Here is a 23,537-nt window from a genome sequence, read left to right on the forward strand (position 1 = left end):
CGTGTTCAAGGCCGCGGCGCAGGGCGGCGCGGCGCCGCTGGTGATCATCGGTGTGGTGGCCAGTGGGATCGCGGCCTACTTCTACGTGCGGGTGATCGTGTCGATGTTCTTCACCGAGGCAACCGACGACACCCCGCACGTGGTGGCGCCGGGGATTTTGAGCAAGGCCGCGATCGCGGTGTGCGCCGCGATTACCGTGGTGCTGGGCATCTTCCCGCAGCCGGTGCTCGACCTCGCCGACCAGGCCGCCCAGCTGCTGCACTGAATCAGCCGAGGAACGGCCGCACGGCCAGCACGTACACGGCCAGGGCGGCCAACGGCGCGGCCAGCGGCAACCACGGCAGCTGCAACGGGAACGACGTCGCCACCAACCCGGCGAACGTGAACCCAACGGCGCCAACGGCCGTCGGCCAGCTGCCCAGCACCACAGCGGCCGACCCGCCGACCGCGTGGCGGCACACCAGGTAGGCGGCGGCGCTCAGCCCCGACAGCGCGACGAACACGAGCGGCGGATCGGACAGCACGATGGTGACCACCGACAGCACCACCGCAAGCGTTGCGGCGGGACGAAAAGCCGTCCCCGCCACCACCGCGGCCAGGGCCGTTGCCCAAGCGGCGACGGCGCGTCCGTGCGTGCCGTCGGCGGCCAAGCCGACCATCAGCAGGCCGAATGCCACCGAGAACACCGGGGCCCACAGCCGCGGCAGTGCCGCCTTGACTTCGCTAGCCACCGAGCCGTCCCCGTATCCTTCGGCGGCGGTCGGGCAGCACACCCATGGACTGCTCCAGCCCGCTATCTCCTTGCCACGACACGATGTCGACGCCGACGGTGGCCATGTCGCGATACATGGCGGAGCGCTGCAGCGTCCACATCCGGTCCACCAGGGGATCCTGCTCGCCCTCGAACGGGGACTTGTCGAGGATGTCGACGGCGATGACGACGTGGCCCCGCTTGCGGAGATCGATCAACGCGAGCGCGAATTCGGTATCGAGCAGCGTCGAGAACGCGATGACGATCGCGCCGGCCGGAACGGCCGCGCGCGGCGCCAATGTGCCTGTTGTCTTCTCGAATCGATCGCCGGCACCGAGCACCGTGTCGAGCACCCGATAGAACTGGCGCTGCCCGATGTCGGCGCCCAGCCAGCGCGGGCGGTTGCCGCCCAGGGCGACGACGCCGGCGCGGTCCCCGTGGCGCAGCGCGGTCTGCACGACCTGCGCGGCGCCTCGAACCACGCGCTCCGTGGCGTGGGTCGCCGGGCCCGACGGCTGGCGATAGGTGTCGATCAGCACCACCACGTCGGCGGCTCGATCGGTGAGACGCTGAGTGACGTGTAGCTGGCCACGCCGCGCGCTCACCGGCCAATTCACCGCGCGCAGTTGGTCTCCGGGCACGTAGGCGCGAATGTCGGCGTATTCCACGCCGGGGCCGACGTGCCGGGTGAGGTGCGCACCCAGGCGGTCGAGTAGCTCGGTCTGCGGGATGGGCGTCGACTGCGGGGGCGTGAGGGGAAAGACGATGACTTCGGCGGCGTCGACGGTCGCCGTCCCGTACAGCAGCCCGCCGCGCGCGACCGCGTCGACCCGGGCCCGGATGAAGTACCTGCCCCAGCGTTGCGCCGTTGCCGCAACCCTTTTGGTCTGGCGGGAGTCCGAGTCGAGGACTTCGAGCTCCATCCCCTCGACGGGCGGAACCGTGACCTCGACCGCGGAAAACCCCGTTGCCCCGCCCTCTTCGGTCGCCCAGACGCGCAGCTGCGCGCGGTCTTTTTCGAAGCACCGCTGGGCATCGGGATCGCCGTGCACGCGGATCGCCGGCACCGGTCGTTGCCAGCTGACCGAGCACAGCACGCCCAGCAGCGGCGCCGCGAACGCGATCAGCTGCCACCGCGCGCCGATCACCGCGACCGCGAGCGCCAGCCCCGCGCAGCTGGCCATCGCCCGCGTCAAATACGATGCGCGCCAGCGAAACTCAACCGGAGATTGGGTCAACCGGAGCCCCCGCCGGTGCGGGGCACCGGTAAGCGCCGCAGCAACTCCCCGACCACGTCGGCGCCCTGAATCTTGCGCACCCACATCTCCGGGCGCAGGGTGATCCGGTGCGCGACCGCCGGGACGGCCAGCGCCTTGACGTCCTCGGGGATCACATAGTCCCGGCCGAGCAAAAGCGCGCGGGCGCGCGCGAGTTGAACCAGGTCGAGCTCGGCGCGCGGGCTGGCGCCCACCGCCACCTGCGGATGGTGCCGCGTCGCATTGGCCAGCGACACCACGTAGTGCAACACGTCCTCGTGCACGGTCACCTGCTCGACCGATTCACGCATCGCGAGCAGGTCGTGCGCATCCACCACCTGATTGACGGTCGGTTCCACCGACCCCCGTTCGAGGCGCCGGCGCAACATCGCGGCCTCGTCCCGCTCGGACAGGTAGCGCAGTTCCAGGCGGATGGCGAACCGGTCGAGCTGTGCTTCCGGCAGCGGATAGGTGCCCTCGTACTCGATCGGATTGTCGGTCGCGAGGACGACGAAAGGCTTTGGCAGCTGGTGTGTTTCACCGTCGATGCTGACCTGGCCTTCGGCCATCGCCTCGAGCAGCGCCGCCTGAGTCTTGGGCGGCGTGCGGTTGATCTCGTCGGCGAGCAGCAGGTTGGTGAAGATCGGTCCCGCCCGAAAAGCGAAGCGGCCCGACTGCATGTCGTAGATCGTCGAGCCGAGCAGGTCCGCGGGCAGCAGGTCCGGGGTGAACTGCACGCGGGTGAACTGCAGCCCCAGCGCCGCGGCGAACGACCGGGCGATCAGGGTCTTGCCCAGGCCGGGCAGGTCCTCGATGAGGACGTGGCCGCGGGCGAGCACCGCGATGAGGATGAGGGTGAGCGCGGAACGCTTGCCCACCACCACCCGCTCGATCTCGTCGAGCACGGCCTCGCAGTGCGCTGTGGTTGTTGCCGCCGGCAGCGTCATACCTGTTCCAACTTTCGCAGAATCTCTTCCAGCGTCGCACGGCCGGGACCGGGTCGCCGGTCGCCGGTCCGCGCGACGTTGTTCGGGTTAACCCATTCCCACAGTTCGGCCCCGAACAGCATCTGACCGCCCGCCTGATACGCCACAGGATCTTTGGATCGCCGTTCGCCGGTCGTCATCTCGTATCTGCGCGCCAGCATCGGGCGCAGGTGCCGGTCCCAGTCCACCCGGGTCGACTCCGACCACCGGATCGTCGTCTCGGTGTTGGAAAGCCAGCGGCGCAGCGAATCCCCGAGCTCGTCGGGGTCCGCTTCCGCCTCGGGTCGCGTTCCGCGCCCCAGGACGCGGCGGACGGTGAGCAGCACCAGTGCCAGGGCACCGCCCGCGGCGGCCAACACCAGTTGCCGGTCGTGCTGCATCAACGCCAGCAGCTCGATCCCGACGATGAGGCAGATGCCCAGGGCCAGCGTCCTTTTCATACGGGACTCCGGGAGCCGAGCTCGTCGAGGACCAGCTGGAGAACGCGCACCGCTACGTCGCGATGCCCCTCGTTCATCACATGCGGGCTGAATCGCGCCTCGGCGAACAGGTTCACCAATTGCACGGCGTTATCGGCATGCAGCGCATGGTGTTCGACCGCCCGGGCCAGCACCTCGGTCGGGGTGTCGAAGTCCTGCGGGACGGCGCCGGGCACATTCGCGAGTTCGCGCTCCATCGCGGCATAACAGGCGATGATCGCCTCGCGGGCTTCCCGGCTGAGGTCTGCCATCTCGGCCAGCCCCCGCTCGGCCGCGCGCACCAGGGATTCCGACCGCGGCGGCGGCGCCGGGGATTCGGCGTGATCGTCGATGACGGCGCCCGGCTTCGCCGCGCGCCACCGCCGGCGCGACATGACGACGGTCCCCGTGACGATGATCAGCATCATCGGGACTGTGGCGGCGAGCAGGATGCCGAACATGTCCCCGTTCGCGGAATGCGGCCGCTGCGGCGCCGGGGCGTTGCCCTGCTCCGCGGGTGGAGCGCCGTTCGTCTGCGGGGGCTGAGCCTGACCGACGCCGTGCGGCGCCAACAGGCGGGACGCCACCATCACGATCACCAGCCAGGCCACGATCACCGCCAGCGCGATCAGCACCACGCGCCAGCTCGGCCGGCCCCTGCCGGTGCCGAGCATCTCGGACAGCTGGCCCGCTTGCGGCGCCGAAGCGCGCGGGTCGCGCAACCGGGCGATGACCGCGATCGCCACCAGCGCAAGCGTCACGCCGAGGGCGGCCACCACGAATAGCAGCGCCGCCCGGCTACCGGCGGCCTCGCCGCGCTCCTCGTGGTGGGCGGCCGGCAGGTAACCCCGCAGCGCGGCGGAGACGACGAGCAGCAGCACGATCAGGGCGACGACCCGCCCCGTCGGCTTGTCCATACCAGGCATTGGCATACCACTCGGTTGTTGCGGCACTGGCCTTGCCTCATCCTGGCACGTCAGGCCGCGCGTTATCCACAGTCGGAGATCCATCCACAAACCCGCGTTCTTACGTTTTTCATCGAATGTTTGTTCGATACCGTTGGGTCGTGGGTTTCCGGATGAGCGCCGAGCAGGCACGAGAGCGGATCGGCGCCGCTCTTGACGCGATCGACGCCGCGCACGACGCGTTGCGGGCGACGTCGTTCCGCCCGATACGCCCGAGGGCCGACGCGCGGCGCGCGTCTCGCCACGCGCCCCCGCGCGGTGGGACACTACGATTCGTGCCGCCATACCGCGACGTCGCCGCGTTCGACGATCGTGCCGCCGGCTACGACCGCGGCTGGCGCGGACGGCTGCATCACGAGATCGCCGACCGCACCGCGCAGCTGGCCGTGGCGACGGTCACCGCCCCCGAGTATGTGCTCGACGTCGGGTCCGGCACCGGATACCTGCTGCAACTGCTCGCCCGCCGCTACCCGAACGCCAAGCACCTCGCCGGGATCGATCCGGCCCCGCAAATGGTTTCCACCGCAAGGAGTCTCGCTATCGACCCGCGATTGAGCTTCACCCGTGGAGTAGCCGAAGAGCTCAATTATGCCGACCGCGCCTTCGACTTGGTCGTCAGCACGACGTCATTCGATCACTGGAGCGATCAGCTGACGGGCCTGCTGGAGTGCGCCCGGGTGCTGCGGCCCGGCGGAAGCCTGGTGCTCGTCGACCGGTTCTCGCTGTGGCTGTTGCCGACCCTCGCCGTCGGCCGGCGCGGCAAGGCGCGGACCAGGCGCCGCGTCGAGCGCCTGCTCCTGCAGGCGGGATTCCAGTCCCCCAAATGGCAGCGGTTGCATGCCGTGATCATCAACGCGGTCACGGCGAAGACGCGGGCCTAGTCCGGCTGGAAGGGCCGGAAGCTGCCGTCGAGCACCTGCAGATGGCCGATGGTGCGACCGGTGATCTTCGCGGGATCGACGAGTGTCAATTCGACTGCCGCCCGGGCGAATTCGTCGGCCGCGGCGGTATCCGCGAAATCGCGGGCATAGTAGGCCAGCCCCGGAGTAAGGATCGGTTTCGACGGCGACAGGGCGTTGACCGCGATGTGGTGATCGGCGAGATCGTATGCCGCGCACTGGGTCAGATGCTCCAGCGCCGCCTTGGAGCCACCGTAACCGGGCAGCACGCCGCCGGTGCGGTCCGGGTACGGCCCGTCGCCGGGGATCCTCGATGCGACCGAGGTGACGTTGATGATCGACCCGCCGCCCGCTTCGATCATGTCCGGGCTCACCAGCTGCATCAGCTCGTACGCGGCGAAGACCGCGATCTCGAAATGCCGGCGATACGCGGCGAGCGGGATGCTGACGAATCCCGGCCAGCCCGGTTTCGCGGCGGCACTCGCCGGCTTGGCCGACTTGGCGCGCGGTTCGGAGCCAGGCGCCGGGGGGCGTCCGGGCGCGGTGAATGCCGCGTTGTTCACCAGGATCGTGATGGGCCCCAAGGCTTCTCGCGCCTCGCCCACCATCCGGGCGATGTCCTCACGGTCAGTCAGGTCGGCCCGGATGGCCACCGCCCGTCCGCCGGCCGCCTCGATCTCGGCCACCGTCTCGCCGATGGTGCCGGGCAACCGCTCATCCCACACCTGCTCGGTGCGGCCCGCCACCGCGACGGCGGCGCCCTCCGCCGCGAGGGCCAGCGCGATCGCCCGGCCCAGTCCGCGGCTGCCACCGGTGACGATGGCGGCCCGCCCCGCTAGGCGCCCGGTCATCGCTTCACCCCGTGCACGACGATGGCGGTGGTCTGCTCCACCCACGCATCGTCGAGTTCGTCCTCCGGGCGCAGCAGCATGCGCAGCATCGTGGCTCCCCCAATCAACTCGATCAACCGGTCCGGATCGACATCGGGATGCGCTTCGCCCCGGTCGACGGCGTCGCTCAGCCGCACCCGCACCGTCGCGAACAGGTCCGCGAAGCGCGACATCACCCGGGCGTTCAAGGCGGGATCGGCCGTCATGTCGGCCACCAGGCCCGGCAGAGCGGCGCGAACCACCGGGGTGGTGAAGACATCGCGGGTGGCCTCGATCATCATCCGGATGTCCGCGGCGATGTTCCCGGCCGGCGCCTCCAGCGCGGTGGGCGCCACCGGGAAGGCCGCCTCGTGCACCAATTCGGCCTTGCTGGACCACCGGCGGTACAGCGCCGACTTCGTCGTTCCCGCGCGCTCGGCGACCGCCGCCAAACTCAGATTTGAATAGCCCATTTGCACAAGCAGTTCCGCGGTGGCCGATAGGATGGCCGAGTCGATACGCGGGTCCCGCGGGCGGCCGGCACCGGGGGCCTTGTCAATGGCGGACGGGTCTGCTTTCATATCGCTACCTACCGTATCGTAATTGCCGCGCCGAAGTCTCAAAGAATGGAGGCACCCGTGGCCAACGAACCCGTGCTGGACAAGGTCGACCGGCTGCAACGCTCCAGCCGAGACGTGACGACGCTGCCCGCCGTGATGTCGAAATGGCTGTCGACCGTCCTGCCCGCCGGTGCGATGCCGGAGGTGACCGTCGAGAGCGGCGTCGACTCCACGGGCATGTCCTCGGAAACCATCATCCTCTCCACTCGCTGGCAGGAGGGCGGAAAGCCCGTCGAGCAGAAACTCGTGACCAGGGTTGCGCCCGCCGCCGAAGACGTGCAGGTCTTTCCAACCTACCGGCTTGACCATCAATTCGAAGTCATCCGAAAGGTCGGCGAACTCACCGACGTACCAGTCCCGCCGGTGCGCTGGCTCGAGCCCACCGGCGAGGTGCTGGGTACCCCCTTCTTCGTGATGGACTACGTCGAGGGTGTGGTCCCGCCCGACGTCATGCCCTACACGTTCGGCAACAACTGGTTCGCCGACGCCCCCGCCGAACGTCAACGCGAACTGCAGGACGCAACCGTTGGGGTGCTGGCCAAGTTGCATTCAATCCCCAACGCCCAGAACACCTTCGGCTTTCTCTCCGACGGCCAGGACGGCGACACCGCGCTGCGCCGGCACTTCAACTGGGTGCGATCCTGGTACGACTTCTCGGTTCCCGACATCGGCCGCTCGCCGCTGCTGGAACGAACCTTCGCCTGGCTGGAGGACAACTGGCCGGCCGAATCGGCCGCGCGCGAGCCCGTGCTGCTCTGGGGCGACGCCCGGGTGGGCAACGTGCTCTACCGCGACTTCCAGCCGGTCGCGGTGCTGGACTGGGAAATGGTCACGCTCGGGCCGCGGGAGCTCGACGTGGCGTGGATGATCTACGCGCACATGGTTTTTCAGGAACTGACCGGCCTGGCCGGTCTGCCTGGCCTGCCGGAGGTGATGCGCGAGGACGACGTCCGCGCCACCTATCAGCGATTGACCGGCGTGGAAGTGGGTGACCTGCGCTGGTTTTACGTGTATTCGGGCGTCATGTGGGCCTGCGTGTTCATGCGCACCGGCGCGCGCCGGGTGCACTTCGGCGAAACCGAGAAGCCCGACGATGTCGAGTCGCTGTTCTACCACGCAGGGTTGATGCGCCGCCTTATCGGAGAGGAGCAATGATGCTTGGTCCGCTCGACGAGTTCCCGGTACATCAGATCCCGCAGCCGATCGCGTGGCCGGGTTCCTCGGACCGCAACTTCTACGATCGCTCCTACTTCAACGCCCACGACCGCACCGGGAACATCTTCGTCATCAGCGGCATCGGCTACTACCCGAACCTCGGGGTCAAGGACGCGTTCTTCCTCGTCCGGCGCGGCGATACCCAGACCGCGGTGCACCTGAGTGACGCCATCGACCAGGATCGCCTCAACCAGAAGGTCAACGGCTACCGGATCGAGGTCGTCGAGCCGCTGCGTAAGCTGCGGTTGGTCCTCGACGAAACCGAAGGCATCGCAGCCGATCTCATCTGGGACGGCCTGTTCGACGTCGTGCAGGAACAGCCGCACCTGATGCGGTCCGGCAACCGGGTGACGCTGGACGCCCAACGGTTCGCCCAGCTCGGCAGCTGGAGCGGTCGCATCGCCGTCGACGGCGAGGAGATCCCCGTCGACCCCGCGACCTGGCTCGGCAGCCGCGACCGGTCCTGGGGCATCAGGCCGATCGGCGAACCCGAGCCGGCGGGGCGGCCCGCCGACCCGCCGTTCGAGGGCATGTGGTGGCTGTACGTGCCGATGGCGTTCGACGAGTTCGCCATCGTGCTGATCATCCAGGAGGAGCCCAACGGCTTCCGTTCGCTCAACGACTGCACCCGGATCTGGCGCGACGGCCGCGTCGAGCAGCTGGGCTGGCCGCGGGTCAAGATCCACTACCGCTCCGGCACCCGGATCCCGACCGGGGCGACGATCGACGCCACCGCCCCCGACGGCACGCCGGTCCACTTCGACGTCGAGTCCAAGCTGCCGGTGCCCATCCACGTCGGCGGCGGATACGGCGGCGACTCGGACTGGCTGCACGGCATGTGGAAGGGCGAGAAGTTCGTCGAGCGCCTGACCTACGAGATGACCGACCCGGCGATCGTCGCACGGTCCGGCTTCGGCGTGATCGACCACGTCGGCCGGGCGGTGTGCCGCGACGGCGATCGCGAGCCGGTGGAGGGCTGGGGCCTCTACGAGCACGGCGCGCTGGGCCGCCACGACCCGTCCGGGTTCTCCGACTGGCTGACCGTCGCCCCCTAGTCAGCCCGCGAACGTCGAGGAGTTCCGGGATTCTCGGGCCATCTCGCGCAACAACTCGACGTTCGCGGGTGTCGGGCGATTGGCGTACGAAATCGCGGAAATTGGGGTTGACTGGTGCGCGTGCCAAATCCGCCGTGGATTGTCGACGTTGTCGTGGTCGGTGCGGGCTTTGCGGGACTCGCCGCGGCGCGCGAGCTGGCCCGCCAGGGTCATGACGTGGTCGTCTTCGAGGGCCGCGACCGGGTCGGCGGCCGGTCGTTCACCGGCAGCGTGGCGGGCTTGCCCGCCGATCTGGGCGGCACGTTCGTCGGCCCGACCCAGGACGCGGTCCTGGCGCTGGCGGCCGAACTCGACGTCCCCACCATCCCGACCCACCACGACGGCAAGAACGTGATCCACTGGCGCGGCTGGACGCACTCCTATCGCGGCACCATCCCCAAGCTCTCGCTGACCGGCCTGCTCGACATCGGCCGGTTGCGTTGGCAATTCGACCGGATCGCCCGCAGCATCCCGCTGTCGGCCCCGTGGGACGCGCGCCGGGCGCGCGAGCTCGACGGCGTGTCGCTCGGCGGCTGGCTGCGCTCGGTACACGCCACCGCCTCGTCGCACGACCTGTTGGCGATCGTGTCCCGGGTGACCTGGGGCTGCGAGCCCGACGACGTGTCGATGCTGCACGCGGCCCGCTACACGCACGCCGCCGGTGGGCTGGACCGGCTGCTCGACGTCGAAAACGGCGCCCAACAGGACCGTTTTCCGGGCGGCACCCAGCAGATCGCCGAGGCCGCGGCGGCCGAGCTGGGCACCCGGGTGGTGCTCAACGCGCCGGTGCGCCGCATCGACCGGCACGGCGCCGGGGTGACGGTCACCACCGATGTCGGCCAGGCGGAAGCCGGATTCGTCGTCGTCGCGGTCCCGCCCGCCCATCGCGCGTCGATCGAATTCGCTCCCCCGCTGCCCGCCGAGTATCAACAACTCGCCCAGCACTGGCCCCAGGGCCAGCTCAGCAAGGCCTACGCGGCTTATTCCACACCGTTTTGGCGGACCAACGGCTTCTCCGGCCAGGCGCTGTCCGACACGGGGCCGGTTTTCATCACCTTCGACGTCAGTCCGCACGCCGACGGCCCGGGCGTCCTGATGGGCTTCGTCGACGCGCGCGCCTTCGACTCGCTCTCCCCCGAGCAGCGCCGCCACGACACATTGCGTTGCTTTGCGACGCTGTTCGGCGACGACGCCCTCAAACCACTCGACTATGTCGACCACCGTTGGGGCGCAGAACAATTCGCGCCCGGCGGTCCCACCGCCGCGGTCCCTCCGGGCTCGTGGACACGATTCGGGCCGTGGCTACGCGAGCCGGTCGGCCCCATTCACTGGGCCGGCACCGAGACCGCGGACGAATGGACCGGGTTTCTCGACGGTGCCGTCAGGTCCGGCCAGCGGGCGGCCGCCGAGATCACCGCCCTGCTATGAACTGATCCGCACGTCCTGGGTCACCGACTCGGCGAGTGCCCGCAGGTGGCGGTTCACCTCGCGCGGGTGCTCCAGCATCGAGCAGTGGCCGCCGGGCAGTTCGACCAGGCCGACGACGTTCGGTGCGGTGCCCGCGATCCTGCGGGCCTGGCTGATCGGGGTCAGTCGGTCGCGTTCGCTGCCGATGACCAGGGTCGGGACCGTCAAACCGTCCAGCTCCAGGTATCGCGACCCCAAGGCGGCCACCAGCATCCTGGCGCAACCGGCGCGCCCCGCCGGCGATGTCTGCTCGAAGAATTGGTGGACGATCCTGGCGACGCTGGGGTCGGCTTCCTTGCCCACCGCCAGCATTCCGACCAGGTAGCGGCTCGGGATGCGGGCCGCGGTGGGGATCGGGAACCCGCCGAACGCGTTGATCAGCGCGCGAGCGGCGGCCACCCGGGCCGGCGACAGCCCGCGCGGCACCGACAGCAGCTGCACCTTGCGGACCAGATCCCCTGTCGTGGTGTTGATCAGCGCGACGGCGTCGGCGCGGCGGCGGACCATGTGGCGGTAGCGGGCCGACCACGCGGCGATGGTGATGCCGCCCATGGAATGGCCGGCCAGCACGGCGCGCTCGTGCGGCGCCAGCGTCGCATCCAGCACCGAATTCAGGTCGGACGCAAGGTGTTTCAGGCTGTACCCGTTACGCCGGGGCATACCGCTGCGCCCGTGGCCGCGGTGGTCGTAGGCGATCACCCGGTAGTCGTTGGCCAGATCCGCGATCTGGTAGGCCCAGGCGCGGGTGGTGCAGGTGATGCCGTGTGCCAGGACAATCGGATAGCCGTCGGGCGGCCCGAAGACCTCGGCGTGCAACCGGGTGCCGTCGGTCACGTGGACGGCCACCGTCTGGCTCGGCGGCAGCACGTGGGGGTAGGGATCGACCGCGCGACCCGATCGTCGAGCACTCATCGCCGCCTCCCCCTCCAACACGGCCTCGTCGCCGCAGTTAAGGACTTGCGCAAGCTTATCCCTAAGGTCCGTTCAGATTCGGTAAATCCGGCAAACCGTTGCGATGTGAGACGCTAACACCCGTGTACCCGATGTCCCGTCGGGAATTCATCGCGGCTACCACGGGCGTGGTCGGCGGTGGGCTGCTGGCCGCCTGCGCGCCGCACCACCCGCCATCCGCGCGGCCGCACCGACCGGATACCCGGTCGGTGCTCGTCGTCGGCGCCGGGATGGCCGGCCTGTCGGCCGCCCGCAGCCTCGCCGATGCGGGGTGGCCCGTTCGCGTGATCGAGGCCCGCGACCGCATCGGCGGCCGGGTGCACACCGACCGCGACTGGGGCGTACCGCTCGAAATGGGCGCGTCGTGGATCCACGGCACGGCGGACAACCCGCTGGTGCAGCTCGCGCGCCAAGCGGGAGCGCAATTGGTCACGACCGACTATTACAGCTGGGCCAAGCTCGTGATCGATCCCAAACTTCCACCGCTCGACTACGACCCGACACTGTGGCGCGTGTTCGTGGAGCGGGCGCGCTACCAAGTCGACTCCGGCAGCCTCGCGGCCGCCGTCAACGCCGCGGCGGGCGGTGAAGCGCTGTCCACCTCGGACCGCGCCCAACTGGCCTTCTACCTCACCACCGAGATCGAGGACGAATTCGCCGCCGACGCGGATCAACTGTCCGCCATCACCTTTGACGAGGGCGACTACAGCGGCGGCGATCAGGCCGTCATCACGAACGGCTACGACGCCGTGCCGAAGCTGCTCGCCGACGGGCTGCGGGTAGAGCTGAACACGCCGGTGACCGCGATCGCGCAGCGCGACGACTCCGTCGTCGTGCGGACAAAGGATCGGACTTTCCAGGGACCCGCCGCGATCGTCACCGTTCCGCTCGGCGTGCTGAAAGCCGGTGCTATCGCTTTCGATCCGCCCCTTCCCGGCCCGCATCGCCGCGCGGTCGACGCGCTGGGCTTCGGTGTGCTGTCGAAAAGTTTCTTCCGGTTCAACAGGCGCGGCTGGACGGTGGACAACGCCTTCTATCAATACCTCGCCGCCGACAGCGGCCCGTGGGCCCAGTGGTTCAGCCTCCCGGCGGCCGCGGGACCAATCGCGTTGGCGTTCAACGCCGGTGACCGCGGTCGTGCCGTGGAGGCATCCCCGCCCCGGGAGCTGATCGCCACCGCGCTGCCGATTGCTCACCGGCTGTTCGGCGAGGACGTCTCCCCGGTCGAGGTCAGGACGTCGAGCTGGAGCGCCGACCCGTATGCGCGCGGCGCCTACTCTTTTCACGCCCCCGGCTCCGGCCTGGATGACAGGCGCCGGCTGCAGGAACCGATCAGCGACCGGCTCTACCTGGCGGGCGAAGCGGTCGGCGTCAGCAATCCGTCCACGGTGCACGGTGCGATGGCCAGTGGCCGATACGCCGCCGAGGAGTTGATGCGCCGGCTGGGTCGTTAGGAAGCAAGCCCGCGGAGCCGCGTCGACGCGTCACGCTGCGGTTCGTGCTGGCGGGCCGGGCCCGACACCAACCGGCGGCGGGCCGATGTGACGCCTTCGATGTGCGCGAGGGCCGCAGCGAGCGAGTCCGCCATGGGCAGGCCCAGTTCGGGCAGGACCCGCGTGAGCCGGCGCAGCGCCACGCCGCCGACGATGCAGCACCGCAACCCGGCCCGGCGATGCTCCTCGGTGAGCAGCAGCAGCGCTCGCAAGCCGGAGGCGGCGAGGAAGTCCAGGCCGGCGAGGTCGAGGACCAACGGGGCCCTGAGCCGCGAAAAGCGGCGTATCGCCTCGGCGATGAGCTCGGTGTTGGACGCGTCGACCTCGCCTTCGATGCGCAAGATGGTGGCCACGCTGCGGGCGTGGACATGGATTTGTGCTCCGGCGCAATCGATTTGGTAGCGGTTACGGGGTTGTCCAAGCAACCCGGCTGTATGTCGATCGGGTGTACGAAGATCGGTTGAAGCAGTCATGTTGAGTGCGCCCTTCAAGGGGATGGTAGTGAGCAGGGCGAGCGACGACGGTGTCCGAATGGCGCCCGTTGATAACGGCAGCTGGGGACTCAACCTGGCTACAGCCTACCGGCTAAAGCGGCCGCCCGTACCCATGAGCGGCACCGGGATTTTCGGACGACCCCGAAATCGGCGCTCAACCAGGCGGTTTCGCTTCGGTTCTGCGGGAGAAAAACTTATTCCGGCGTGTTCGTTCGAACGCGCCACGAATGTGGTGTCGGCGGGCCTGACCTGGGGCTTAGCGGCGTGTCGTCGTCACGGCCGCGATGTCATGCGCCGGAGCGTGGTGTGCGGGCTCTGGCCGTATGTCTGGCGGTACAGCACCGCGAACCGGCCGGTGTGTGCGAAACCCCAGCGCTGGGCGATTTCCGTGACCGTGGTGTTGGACGGCGCCCCGGCCAACAACTCTTGATGTGCGCGGTTGAGGCGCACGCGCCGAATGTATTCCGTTGGCGTGCTGGCGAGTTGACGACGGAAGAGATACTGCACCGCCCGGGGGGTCAAATGCACGGCCGCCGCGACGTCGTTGATGCTGACGTCCTCGGCGGCGTGACGATGGATGAAAGACACGGCGTCCTTCAGCGTTTCGGGGAGCGCGGGCTCGTTGGCCAGGTCGTGCTCGGTGAGGTTGGACTGGTAGCACTCGAGCAGCGCGCCGGCCAACAGCGGAGCGAGCCCCGCCACGATGATTGGCTGGTGGGCGGTGTCGGGGCCGGCCAGGGTCAACACCACGTGGTCCAGCGTCCGGTGCCACGCACGCACGGCCGCGCGCGAGCGCGGGCGCCAGTCCAGGAAGTGGATCTGCTGGGGTAGCGGCGGGCGCCAATCCGCGGCGACCTTCTGCAGCACGTCCGGGGCGATGCTCACCACGTCGAACCGTGCCCCGTTGCACTGCAACACGCACGGCATGTCCTGGGCGACCAGTATCGGAAAGTCCACGGTGGCGGGGGAACCGCCCGCAACACTCATCGAACCCGCGCGAGGCTGGATAACGGCGACCGTGTCGGAGGCCGGAATCTCCACCGCGACGCGACCCTGAATCGTCACGTCGTCGACCGTCAACGAACCCGCCTCGCAGCGGCGATGGGAAACGGTCGAGCGGCCTGTGAGTCCGGTGATGCGCCAGCCGGGATGGTAGGCCCTGGCAAAGAATTGGCGGGCGGTCTGCGCATCGATGGTGCGGAACTGGTCGTGCCGAAGTGCCGGGCCCGAACCACCCGCGCGCCGGCCCGCGTCGCCCGCGAGTTCAGCGCCGGCTGCGGCTTGGCCCGCTCCGAGGGGTTGACTCACTGCACCGGCGAGCACGCCGGTGCCGGTTTTGTCAGTGGCGCTCGTCATGGTCGTCATAATCGGCGTCCCCTAAGGGCCGTGCACGGTTTCATCATTGCATCACCGGACACCCGATGACTGCAAGCGCCGCGGCGCCAGACAGGGGGCTCCCACCTGTTGATAGATGTTCTGTGAGTCAAGCGCGATCCGATCCCAGGCATAACGCGACAGCGCGCGGCTGCGGCCCGCCGCGCCCATGCTCTCGCACTGGAAACTCTGCGCCAAAAGGTTTCTCAGGGCAGCTGACAAACCGCCGGAAGTCTGCGACGAGAGCACGAGCCCTGTGACGTTGTCCACCACCGCGTCCTTGAGCACCCCGACGCCGAAGGCCACCACCACGACGCCGCTTGCCATCGCCTGCAGCACCGTCGTCGCGCGCGGTGGCTGTCGCGGCGTGCACGCGACCACGTCCGCGGACCGCAGCAGCATCGGCAGTTCGTCACCGACGACCGTGCCGGCGAACCGGACCCGCTCGGCCACCCCCAACTTGGCGGCCTGCTGCTGCAGCCCGGCCCGCGCCTCGTTGTGATCGGGCTCGGTGGCTTCGGTCTCGGCAATCACCAGCTCCGTGGCCGGAATCCTGGGCAGCGCCTTGATGGCGATGTCCAAGCCGTTGCAGGGCATGGGATTTGGCGCGAGGCAGAGGACGCGATGCAGGTCGGTGCGGGCCAACGCCGGGCCGCGTGAGTTGTATCGCTCCACGTCGACCCCACTCGTCAAAGCGGACACTCGGGCCCGGCTGCGGCGCAGCCGGCTCAGGGCGTCGACGTCGTCGCCGCTCTCCCCGGTCACCCACGTCGCGCTGCGCGCCAGTAGCGGTTCGATGCGAAGCCGTTCGCTGTCCGTCGGCTCAACAGCGGCGCCCCTGGGCTTACAACTGGCGGCCAGTCCCAGGAAACTCTGGACGGTAGGGACCGCTTGCCGCCGGGCGGCCAGTTGGGCGGCCAAACCGCCGAGCCAGCCGTACGCGTGCACCACGTCCGGCCGTTCGGCTGTCCACTCGCGCGCGAGCGCACCCGCCCAGTCACCCACGTAAGGCAGTACCTCCGCGGCCGACGTTGCTGTGGGGGGCCCGACGGGCACCGGTACCGTGCGGTGGCCGTTGCTGGTTTCTGCATGTCGGCGGCCCGGGCGCCGGACGAATCCGGTGACCTCGTGCCCGCGGGCCGCGAGCGCAGCGGACAGTTGCTGTGGGTCGTCACCGACGATGTCGTCGCCGCTGACGATCGCAATCCTCACTTCCCACCCCCTTTTCGTCGTCCTCGGCGTGGTGGCGTACCCGGCCCCTTATCGGCGAAACCGCGGTGAGCCCGGCCTTCGCCTGCCGCGCGCTCATTTCGCATCATGGATATCCGGCGCGGCTCGGATGCGAAAGGATCGCTCGCGGGACTGTGGTGCGGCCGTCCGTTTGGGAAACTGGAGAGGTGGCAAGCGACGTGCAGCGGCCCGTCGTCGAGCTGGTGGTCCTGCTGGCGTCGGCGGGTGGCCTGGCCGCGCTCTCGACGGTTCTGAGCGATCTGCCGACCGACTTTCCGGCCGCCGTCGTGGTGCAACAGCACCTGGGCGACCACGACAGCGTCCTGCCGGCGATTCTTCGCCGGCTGTCCGCGCAACCGGTCAACTGGGTGCGCGACGGGCAGGTCGTGGGGCCGGGACAGGTGCTCGTGTGCCCGCCGGGAAACAACCTGGAACTGACGCCGGGCGGCCGGTGTCGCCTGATTGCGATGAAGGACCTCGGGCCGCGACGCTTCGACGTACTACTGCGGTCGGTGGCCGAATCGTACGGACCGCGCTGCGTGGTCGCGGTGTTGTCCGGTTCGGGGCACGACGGGGCGGCGGGCACCGCCGCACTGAAGCGGGCCGGGGCCGTCGTCATTGCGGAGAGCCCGGACACCGCCCTGTACCCGTCGATGCCGATGGCGGCGGCGCGGGCCGGGGCCGATCTGGTGTTGCCCATTCACCGGATCGGCGGCGCCCTGGCCGACATCGTGGAGGGCGCGCCGGTGCCCGAGCCACAGCCGGGCGACGGCAAGCCGGTAGCCCAGGATGCCGCCCAGGCGGACGACCTGGGGCCGATGCGCGATGAGGCCGCCAACACCGCGGCGTGCCGCGCCGAACTCGCCGGACTGCGCGCCGCCGAACTCGGCCGCAGGCGCAGGGACCTGTCGGCGGGATCCCGGGCCACCGCCCAAACGGTGGAAATGGCGCGCCGCCGGGCCGCCGAGTCGCGGCGGCGGGCGCAGTTGGCCCACCAGGCGGCCGAGGAAGCGGCCGCGCGATGGGGCGGCTAGCTCACCACCTCCATGAGCAGAAGCGCGCCCCCGACCACCCCGTCGCGCGAACGAAACGAAGTGCACGTGACGCGCACCCGGGTCGGCCGTCCGCGCCGGTTGACCCCATCGACTTCCGCCTCACCTGAGCCGTCGGCGTCCACGAAGGCATTGCCGATGAGCGGCCGCACGCTGTCCAATGGCATTCCGATGTCCAAATCGGTCAGCCTGGTTCCTATCGTCTCGTCGGACCGCAGCCCCCACAGCTCTTCGCAGCCGCGGTTCCACAGGATCACCTTCATCTCGCGGTCCACCACCACCATTCCCATGTGGACCGAGTCGATCAACGAATCCAGGAAGTTTTTCGACTCGTCCAGTTCGAGGCTGCGTTCCCGCAACATGTCGTTGATGGTGTGCAGCTCGTCGTTCGTGGACTGCAGCTCCTCGTTCATCGTCTCGAGTTCTTCGTTGGTGGACTGCAGCTCCTCGTTCGTGGTCTCCAGTTCCTCCACGGTGGACTGCAGTTCCTCGTTGGTGGTCTCGAGTTCCTCGTTGGTGGACTGCAGCTCCTCGTACGCCGCTTCCAGCTGGCGGTTGGTATGCACGACCTTGTCCAGCAGGGCGCGGGTGGCGCTGACGTCGAAGAACACGATCGACACACCGAGCAGGCCGTTCTCGGCGTCGACGAGCGGATTGACGTGGATTTCAAACCACACCGTCTCGGCGCCCGGCCGCTGCCATTTCACGTCCTGGATTCGCGCCGACCGCCGTTCCACCTTGGCCTGTTCCAGGTAGGCGCGTAGCTCTACCGGACGGTAAGACACTTCCAGGTCGCGCAGCAGCCGGCCGATGTCGCGCGCCGAGAGTCCGAACAGGGTCTCGGCCTGCTGGTTGATCATCGCGACGGTGTCCTCGCCGGTGACCACGATCTGGGCCACCGGACTGGCGCGAAAAGCCAAGTCGCGCACCGTGGTCAAACCCGTCAGGTCGACGTGGCGTTCGTAGAAGGCCCCGGCGGGGTCGTAGCGCTCCACGCCGGCGTGACTTCCGAGCGCCTTGCGGAAAATTCGGTGCTTCAGATTGAGCGGGGTGAACCGGTCGCCGTGGCTGAGCAGCATCTCGGCGTGCCCCAGGAACAGCGTGCCCTGCGGTGCGAGTGCAAAATGCAGGCGGCCCAACACGTTTCGCTGTGTCTCGGCGTTGAGGTACATGAGCGTATTGCGGCACACCAGCAGGTCGACGCGCGAGATCGGCGCGTCTTTCACCAGATCGTTACGGCCGAAGATCACCGCGCGGCGCAGATCTTTGTGAAAAACATAGCGGCCGTTGACCTGTTCGAAATAGCGCGACAGCAGTTTAGGCGGCACCGACTCGACGGCCTTGGCGTCGTAGGACGCGGCGCGCGCCTCGGTCAGTGCGTCCTCGTCGATGTCGGTGGCGTAAATCTTGACCCGTTGCCGGAATGCTTCGGCACCCAGGTTTTCGGCCAGCAGCATGGCGAGTGTGTAGGCCTCTTCCCCGGACGCGCACCCCGCGCTCCACACCCGGATCGGGTCGGCGGGACCGCGCTCGGCCAGCATCCGCGGAATGACTTCGGAGCTGACGTAGTCCCAGGCCTCCGCGTCGCGGAAGAACGCGGTCACGTTGATGAGGATGGTGTTGAAGAGCGCCGCGAATTCGTCGGAACTGGCCTGCAGAAAGTCGAGGTATTCCTCGAAGGAGGTGTAACCGGCCTGATCCATCCGGTGCCGAACGCGGCGCATCAAGGACGTGCGTTTGTAGCCGGTGAAGTCGAAGCCGCGAGAATCCCGCATGTAGCGCAGCAGGGCTTCGAAAGCCTCGTCAGTCGTTCCGTCCATCCAAGTCCCGTCCGCATTCAGCGTCGCCGAAGGACTTGAACATTACTCGCGGTCGTCAGAATTGATTCTCGCGACCGACCAGGGCCCAGACCGTCTTGCCCGTCGACGTGGGGGTGCTGCCCCAGGTTCGGCACAGTGCGGAAACGATCGCCAGGCCGGACACGACCTCGGCGCCGCGGTCGGCGTCTTCGTGCCGGCTGGGCAGGCGGTCGCTGCCATCCTCCACCGCGACGGTGACGTCGTCCCGATAGCTTTCAACTATCAGCGCCGGCGCACTGTCGGTGTGGTCGAGGACGTTCTCGATGAAGACGGTGGCGACCGTGGATGCGACCGGAATCACCTCGAAGTTCTCCCATTCGGTGAGCCAATCCGTGACGAGCGCGCGGGCGAGGCCGAGGCTGGCGGGTGAGCGCGGCAACTCGGCGCGCGCCCGCCGCCGAACTTGCGTCGACTGGCTGCGGACCGCGTTCAGCGCTGACTCCCGACTGGGGTGGACGGGCACGTATCGCGCCACGCCGCCCGCGATGATCGATCGCCGCACGCGGGGTTCCGCGCAGACGAGCAGGATCGGGACATCGGGCCAGGTGCTGACATGCCAGCGCGCGCTCGTGAAAACGGTCCAGGCCGAGGTTGTCGGTACGCAGAGCCGGTTCACGTCGACGATCACCGCCTGCGGCTCGTCGAGCGCGGCCTTGATGACGGTGTCGCGGACGTGCCGATAGGTGGAGCTGTCCAGCACCCCGTCCACCACGAGGATCGGCACATCCTGGTGTGCCTGGGTGTCGATGCGGATCGCCGGCTCGTACTCAGCCATCGGGATCACCGCCGCCCGACAATCGGTCACTGAGCACTTTCAGCGCACGCTCGGTTTCTTCGGCGAGGCCGGTGTAGCGCCGGTTGATCAGACCAGGGCCCGTTTTCTCCGCCAGTTGCCGCGCCAATCGTGCCTTCTCCTGCAGGCTGCGCAGGGCCACCCACAGCGCGCCCTGGATTTCGTCGTCCCGCGCGGCAAGCAGCGCGTGGGCCGTCCAAGCGTGACCGACCTGGCAGCGGAAGTTGCGCTCGCTGATGGAAACCAGCGAGCCGTTGCAGTCCGGGCAGGTGTATCCCGACGGCGCACCGAGTTCTCTGGTGTCGAGATCGGTCGAGAATCGCGACATCATGGCGATGCGATTCTCGAGCTCCATGCCGGCGTCGCGCTCCATGTCCGGCTCCTTGATCTCTTGTTGCGACAGCTCTTTCAGCAGTGCGCCGATGTCCGCCGCCGCGGCCTGCCGATCCACGACCCCGGCGTCGCGGGCGTTGGCCGGCAGCGCGGCGAACAACGCGTCTTCGGCCGACTGGCCGATGGTGGTGCCCCCGCGCGAGCGGATCGCGCCCAGGCCCAGCACACCGTCATCGAGCAAGCCTGAGAGCAGGGCGCCGATGGCGCGCGGGCCGAAAGCCAGCGCGACGGAACGGAACATCGCGTTGATCGCGGGTCGGTGTCCGTTCTCGGTCGGCCCTTGCGACAGCATCAGGCCGTGGTCGGCAACCAGCAGGTGGCGGTCGGGCGGGGCGACGTAGATGCGCGCCGGTTCGAGGTCGGCACCGTCCTCGGCCGTGACGGCCGGCAAGGGGCCGCTGCGATCGACGATGCGGGCCAGGGCGCTTGGCCCGCCGGCGGGGATGTGCAGGGTGACCAGGTACGCGTACGGCAGGTCCGGCGACAGCCCCGCCGCCAGCCTCGACAGCGCTTCCACTCCCCCCGCGGAGGCGCCGATCGCCACCACGCCGCGCAGGTCGCCATCGTCGCTGTTCACCGTAATCACCACCCCTCGACTACCCGCGTCAATGCTAGATAACCCACTTGACCACGGATAGTTCTCGCACGAAGACATGGGTTTTCACCCGGGCGCGGGCGGGCATTCTGACCAGGACGTCAGGGATGTCTCATCGTGAACAGGAGGATGAACCATGCCGAATTCGTCGATCAAGAACGAGAAGTTGTACCAGGACCTGCGCAAGCAGGGCGACTCGAAGGAAAAGGCGGCCCGGATCTCCAATGCGGCAGCCGCGCGGGGCAAGTCCTCCGTCGGGCGCAAGGGCGGCAAATCGGGGTCCTATCAGGACTGGACCGTTCCGCAACTCAAGAAGCGCGCGAAAGAGCTTGGCATCTCCGGGTATTCGAGCCTGACGAAAGACAAGCTGGTCGCCAAACTGCGGAATCACTGATCCGTGAGGCCGAGCCGGTCGACCAGCACCAGGAAGGCGACCGCGTAATCGTTGTCGGCGGTGCAGGCCGTGATTCGATCCCAGTCCAGCCGTTCGCGGACCGCGCGCACGGCCGGCAGCAGCCTCGCGAAGTCGCAATGATGCTCACCCAGGGCGCGCAGTTGCTGGATCAGCACCATCGTGGGCGGCAGCACGGGCATCCTGATCGCCAGCACGTCGTGCTGCTCCGCGCAGTCCAGTACTGAGGGCTCCACCCGCACGCCGTTGACGCGGTGCAGCACGTCGACGACCGTTTCGCCGGTGCGCGCCTTGAACAGCCAATCCTCCGGCGGCCGCTCGACGGCGAACCCGGCATCGGTCAGCGTGGCCACGGCGTCGTCGACGTCGGCCTCGGCCACCACCAGGTCCACGTCGTGCGTGGGCTCGGGCGCACCGTATGCCCACAGCGCGTAGCTGCCGGCCAATGCGAACCGAGGGCCGTTCTCCTTGAGCGCCGATGCCGCGCCGCGTAGCGCGTCCCGCAACTGCGTGTTGGACGCGTGGGGCTCGGTAGGTGCCATGGTGCATAGGTCATACCCCGCTGGCGGCCGGCGCAACCTGCACGGACAGGGCCCCAGAGTTGGTAAGCCCGTTTAACTTGCGGCCAATTGGGCAAGTCTTGATGTTGTGTCAACCGCTTGGCTCCGCGCCTATGATGCCGCCGCCGTCGTGGTTCCTGCCCACAATGAGCGCGAGAAGCTGCCGACCTGCCTACGCGCGGTGCTCACCGCCGCGCTGTGCGCCCCCGTCCAGGTCACCATCGTCGTCGTGCTCGACGACTGCGATGACGGCAGCGACGAGTTGGCCGGCGAGTATGGGCCCGACGTGCATTTCATCAGCGTCGACGCGCACAACGTCGGAACCGCCCGGGCGGTCGGTTTCGGCTACGCGCGATCACTGTTGGGGGACGCTCGGTGCTGGTATGCCACCACCGATGCCGATAGCCGGGTTGAGCCCGGCTGGCTGGTGCATCAGCTGGAGGTTGGCGCCGACATGGTCCTGGGCGTGGTACGGGTCACCGACTGGCGCCAGCACGGTGCTGACGTCGTCGACCGTTATCTACAGTCCTACCAGGGTAATCCGATAAACGGCGACGGGGATCACGAGCACATTCACGGCGCGAACATGGGTTTCAGCGCGCGCGCGTACTGGCGGGTCGGTGGCTTTCGCGTTCTCGCCTCCGGCGAGGATGTCGACCTGGTCGAGCGCTTCGAGGCCGCCGGCCACCGCATCCACCGCGACACCGAACTTTCCGTCATCACGTCGGCACGAACCCAGGCTCGGGCGCCACACGGGTTTGCTCACCACCTCAGGCAACTGGGGAGATCGGCGGCGGGTGATTGCGCGTGACGGCGGGATTGGTCATGCACTGGCTGGAGTCGGGACGACTCGAGCTGCCTCTGCCCGCCTCCGGGCGCACCGCCGAACGCTGGCAACGTCTGGCGTCGCTGGCCGAGGAGAACATCGTGGCGGCCCGCGTCGCCGAAGCACACGTGGACGCCGTCGCGATACTTCACGAATTGGGCGGTAAGCCACCGGAATCCGGCCAGCTGTGGGGCGTTTGGGCGGCCGAGGCGCCGGACGCGGTGCTGACGGCCACCGATGTCAAGGGAGCGTTCACTCTGACGGGCACGAAGGTCTGGTGCTCGGGTGCCGGGTTTTGCACTCACGCGCTGGTGACAGCCCGGCTCGAAGACGGAAGACGAGGGCTCTTCGCCGTGCAGGTGACCGACCCGAGCGTCAAGCCGTTGCCCAGCACCTGGTGGAACGCCGGGATGGCGGGCAGCGACACCCGGCCGGTGCAGTTCACCAATACTCATGCCGTCGCCGTGGGCGATCCCGGTGATTATCTGACCAGGCCGGGCTTCTGGCACGGCGCCATTGGGGTGGCCGCCTGTTGGCTTGGGGGCGCACGCCGGGTGGCAGATCCCCTATATCGTTGCGCCCGAAGCGAATCCGCGGACGCCTACTCGTTAGCTCACCTCGGCGCCGTGGACGCCGCGCTGGCCGCCAGCGACGCGATCCTGGCCGCGGCGGCAGCACAGGTCGACTCCGACCCGTTCGACCGGACCGGGACCGCGCAACTGCTGGCCCGCCGCGTCCGCACGGTCGTGGAACACGCGGTCGACGAAGCCATCACCCGCACCGGCCGCGCGCTGGGGCCGGGTCCACTTTGCCAGGATGGACGGCACGCCCAGCGGGTCGCCGACCTGAGCATCTACATCCGGCAAAGCCACGCCGAGCGCGATCTCGCCGAGCTCGGGCAGCTCGCTGGCCGCCAGCACTAAGG

24 protein-coding genes and 1 pseudogene are annotated in these 23,537 nt (G+C 68.7%); 10 read left to right on the forward strand and 15 right to left on the reverse strand.

The window, feature by feature from the left end; all coding sequences use genetic code 11:
- Nucleotides 1–265 (forward strand): annotated as a pseudogene (locus tag A5709_RS12865) (NADH-quinone oxidoreductase subunit N); the annotation flags it as partial.
- Nucleotide 266: 1 nt separating this feature from the next.
- Here the strand turns inward: A5709_RS12865 and A5709_RS12870 are convergent.
- The 5 genes from A5709_RS12870 to A5709_RS12890 form a co-directional block, all read right to left on the reverse strand.
- On the reverse strand, nucleotides 267–659 hold the full coding sequence (locus A5709_RS12870) for a hypothetical protein (protein WP_231972170.1): 393 nt from the start codon (nucleotides 657–659) through the stop codon (nucleotides 267–269).
- 64 nt (nucleotides 660–723) lie between these two features.
- Nucleotides 724–1,935 carry a DUF58 domain-containing protein gene (locus A5709_RS12875; RefSeq protein ID WP_156768035.1) on the reverse strand — a complete coding sequence of 404 codons (1,212 nt, stop codon included), beginning with the start codon at nucleotides 1,933–1,935 and terminating at the stop codon, nucleotides 724–726.
- A gap of 50 nt (nucleotides 1,936–1,985) precedes the next feature.
- Nucleotides 1,986–2,954 (reverse strand): MoxR family ATPase, encoded by a 969-nt coding sequence (locus A5709_RS12880; RefSeq protein ID WP_067948153.1) that lies wholly within the window; start codon nucleotides 2,952–2,954, stop codon nucleotides 1,986–1,988.
- Entirely contained in the window at nucleotides 2,951–3,433 is a 483-nt protein-coding gene (locus A5709_RS12885) for a hypothetical protein (RefSeq protein ID WP_067948154.1), read from the reverse strand. The genes A5709_RS12880 and A5709_RS12885 overlap by 4 nt, the downstream gene beginning before the upstream one ends.
- Entirely contained in the window at nucleotides 3,430–4,377 is a 948-nt protein-coding gene (locus A5709_RS12890) for a DUF4129 domain-containing protein (protein ID WP_068120208.1), read from the reverse strand. Before A5709_RS12890 ends, A5709_RS12885 begins: the two co-directional genes overlap by 4 nt.
- Nucleotides 4,378–4,517: 140 nt before the next feature.
- Between A5709_RS12890 and A5709_RS12895 the strand changes: the two genes are divergently transcribed.
- Nucleotides 4,518–5,297, forward strand: coding sequence for a class I SAM-dependent methyltransferase (locus tag A5709_RS12895; RefSeq protein ID WP_197520134.1), 780 nt, complete (start codon nucleotides 4,518–4,520; stop codon nucleotides 5,295–5,297).
- On the opposite strand, the gene A5709_RS12900 is transcribed toward A5709_RS12895, so the two are convergent.
- A complete protein-coding gene (locus A5709_RS12900; protein ID WP_068120212.1) occupies nucleotides 5,294–6,166 on the reverse strand; it encodes an SDR family NAD(P)-dependent oxidoreductase in 873 nt (290 codons plus the stop codon). The two genes, A5709_RS12895 and A5709_RS12900, sit on opposite strands and share 4 nt — an antisense overlap.
- Nucleotides 6,163–6,765, reverse strand: coding sequence for a TetR/AcrR family transcriptional regulator (locus A5709_RS12905; RefSeq protein ID WP_067948163.1), 603 nt, complete (start codon nucleotides 6,763–6,765; stop codon nucleotides 6,163–6,165). Before A5709_RS12905 ends, A5709_RS12900 begins: the two co-directional genes overlap by 4 nt.
- Before the next feature lie 57 nt (nucleotides 6,766–6,822).
- On the opposite strand from A5709_RS12905, the gene A5709_RS12910 reads away from it, so the two are divergent.
- The 3 genes from A5709_RS12910 (at nucleotide 6,823) to A5709_RS12920 (ending at nucleotide 10,541) form a co-directional block, all read left to right on the forward strand.
- Complete coding sequence (locus A5709_RS12910) at nucleotides 6,823–7,959, forward strand: phosphotransferase family protein (RefSeq protein ID WP_068120249.1); 1,137 nt, start codon at nucleotides 6,823–6,825, stop codon at nucleotides 7,957–7,959.
- Nucleotides 7,959–9,074 carry a hypothetical protein gene (locus A5709_RS12915; RefSeq protein WP_068120247.1) on the forward strand — a complete coding sequence of 372 codons (1,116 nt, stop codon included), beginning with the start codon at nucleotides 7,959–7,961 and terminating at the stop codon, nucleotides 9,072–9,074. The genes A5709_RS12910 and A5709_RS12915 overlap by 1 nt, the downstream gene beginning before the upstream one ends.
- A gap of 120 nt (nucleotides 9,075–9,194) precedes the next feature.
- Complete coding sequence (locus A5709_RS12920) at nucleotides 9,195–10,541, forward strand: flavin monoamine oxidase family protein (RefSeq protein WP_067948193.1); 1,347 nt, start codon at nucleotides 9,195–9,197, stop codon at nucleotides 10,539–10,541.
- Here the strand turns inward: A5709_RS12920 and A5709_RS12925 are convergent.
- Entirely contained in the window at nucleotides 10,536–11,492 is a 957-nt protein-coding gene (locus A5709_RS12925; protein ID WP_068120214.1) for an alpha/beta fold hydrolase, read from the reverse strand. The two genes, A5709_RS12920 and A5709_RS12925, sit on opposite strands and share 6 nt — an antisense overlap.
- A gap of 131 nt (nucleotides 11,493–11,623) precedes the next feature.
- Between A5709_RS12925 and A5709_RS12930 the strand changes: the two genes are divergently transcribed.
- Nucleotides 11,624–12,985, forward strand: a complete 1,362-nt coding sequence (locus A5709_RS12930; protein WP_068012284.1) for an NAD(P)/FAD-dependent oxidoreductase — start codon at nucleotides 11,624–11,626, stop codon at nucleotides 12,983–12,985.
- On the opposite strand, the gene A5709_RS12935 is transcribed toward A5709_RS12930, so the two are convergent.
- The 3 genes from A5709_RS12935 to A5709_RS12945 all read right to left on the reverse strand — a co-directional run bounded on the left by A5709_RS12935 (nucleotide 12,982) and on the right by A5709_RS12945 (nucleotide 16,104).
- Entirely contained in the window at nucleotides 12,982–13,377 is a 396-nt protein-coding gene (locus A5709_RS12935) for an STAS domain-containing protein (protein WP_197501102.1), read from the reverse strand. The genes A5709_RS12930 and A5709_RS12935 overlap by 4 nt on opposite strands.
- A gap of 414 nt (nucleotides 13,378–13,791) precedes the next feature.
- Nucleotides 13,792–14,883 (reverse strand): helix-turn-helix transcriptional regulator, encoded by a 1,092-nt coding sequence (locus A5709_RS12940; protein WP_067948169.1) that lies wholly within the window; start codon nucleotides 14,881–14,883, stop codon nucleotides 13,792–13,794.
- A gap of 42 nt (nucleotides 14,884–14,925) precedes the next feature.
- A complete protein-coding gene (locus A5709_RS12945; protein ID WP_067948171.1) occupies nucleotides 14,926–16,104 on the reverse strand; it encodes a glycosyltransferase in 1,179 nt (392 codons plus the stop codon).
- Between the two features lie 185 nt (nucleotides 16,105–16,289).
- Between A5709_RS12945 and A5709_RS12950 the strand changes: the two genes are divergently transcribed.
- Nucleotides 16,290–17,156 (forward strand): chemotaxis protein CheB, encoded by an 867-nt coding sequence (locus A5709_RS12950; RefSeq protein ID WP_231986965.1) that lies wholly within the window; start codon nucleotides 16,290–16,292, stop codon nucleotides 17,154–17,156.
- Here the strand turns inward: A5709_RS12950 and A5709_RS12955 are convergent.
- The 3 genes from A5709_RS12955 to A5709_RS12965 are packed head-to-tail and all read right to left on the reverse strand — an operon-like array spanning nucleotide 17,153 to nucleotide 20,805.
- The gene (locus tag A5709_RS12955; protein WP_067948175.1) at nucleotides 17,153–18,994 is read right to left on the reverse strand and encodes a CheR family methyltransferase; all 1,842 of its coding nucleotides are present in this window, start codon (nucleotides 18,992–18,994) and stop codon (nucleotides 17,153–17,155) included. The two genes, A5709_RS12950 and A5709_RS12955, sit on opposite strands and share 4 nt — an antisense overlap.
- Nucleotides 18,995–19,049: 55 nt before the next feature.
- Nucleotides 19,050–19,808, reverse strand: a complete 759-nt coding sequence (locus tag A5709_RS12960; RefSeq protein ID WP_067948199.1) for an STAS domain-containing protein — start codon at nucleotides 19,806–19,808, stop codon at nucleotides 19,050–19,052.
- The gene (locus A5709_RS12965) at nucleotides 19,801–20,805 is read right to left on the reverse strand and encodes a chemotaxis protein CheB (RefSeq protein WP_068120251.1); all 1,005 of its coding nucleotides are present in this window, start codon (nucleotides 20,803–20,805) and stop codon (nucleotides 19,801–19,803) included. The genes A5709_RS12960 and A5709_RS12965 overlap by 8 nt, the downstream gene beginning before the upstream one ends.
- A gap of 145 nt (nucleotides 20,806–20,950) precedes the next feature.
- Between A5709_RS12965 and A5709_RS12970 the strand changes: the two genes are divergently transcribed.
- Nucleotides 20,951–21,208 (forward strand): Rho termination factor N-terminal domain-containing protein, encoded by a 258-nt coding sequence (locus A5709_RS12970; protein ID WP_067948177.1) that lies wholly within the window; start codon nucleotides 20,951–20,953, stop codon nucleotides 21,206–21,208.
- Here A5709_RS12970 and A5709_RS12975 read toward each other — a convergent pair.
- A complete protein-coding gene (locus tag A5709_RS12975) occupies nucleotides 21,202–21,768 on the reverse strand; it encodes a nucleotidyltransferase (RefSeq protein WP_068120216.1) in 567 nt (188 codons plus the stop codon). The genes A5709_RS12970 and A5709_RS12975 overlap by 7 nt on opposite strands.
- Before the next feature lie 106 nt (nucleotides 21,769–21,874).
- On the opposite strand from A5709_RS12975, the gene A5709_RS12980 reads away from it, so the two are divergent.
- Together A5709_RS12980 and A5709_RS12985 are read left to right on the forward strand one after the other, a co-directional pair.
- Entirely contained in the window at nucleotides 21,875–22,597 is a 723-nt protein-coding gene (locus A5709_RS12980) for a glycosyltransferase family 2 protein (RefSeq protein WP_068012290.1), read from the forward strand.
- Nucleotides 22,594–23,535: an acyl-CoA dehydrogenase gene (locus A5709_RS12985; protein WP_067948183.1), complete on the forward strand. Its 942-nt coding sequence runs from the start codon at nucleotides 22,594–22,596 to the stop codon at nucleotides 23,533–23,535. The genes A5709_RS12980 and A5709_RS12985 overlap by 4 nt, the downstream gene beginning before the upstream one ends.
- Nucleotides 23,536–23,537: the final 2 nt, after the last annotated feature.

It is taken from the genome of Mycobacterium sp. E1386 (assembly GCF_001672745.1).
GTDB lineage: Bacteria > Actinomycetota > Actinomycetes > Mycobacteriales > Mycobacteriaceae > Mycobacterium.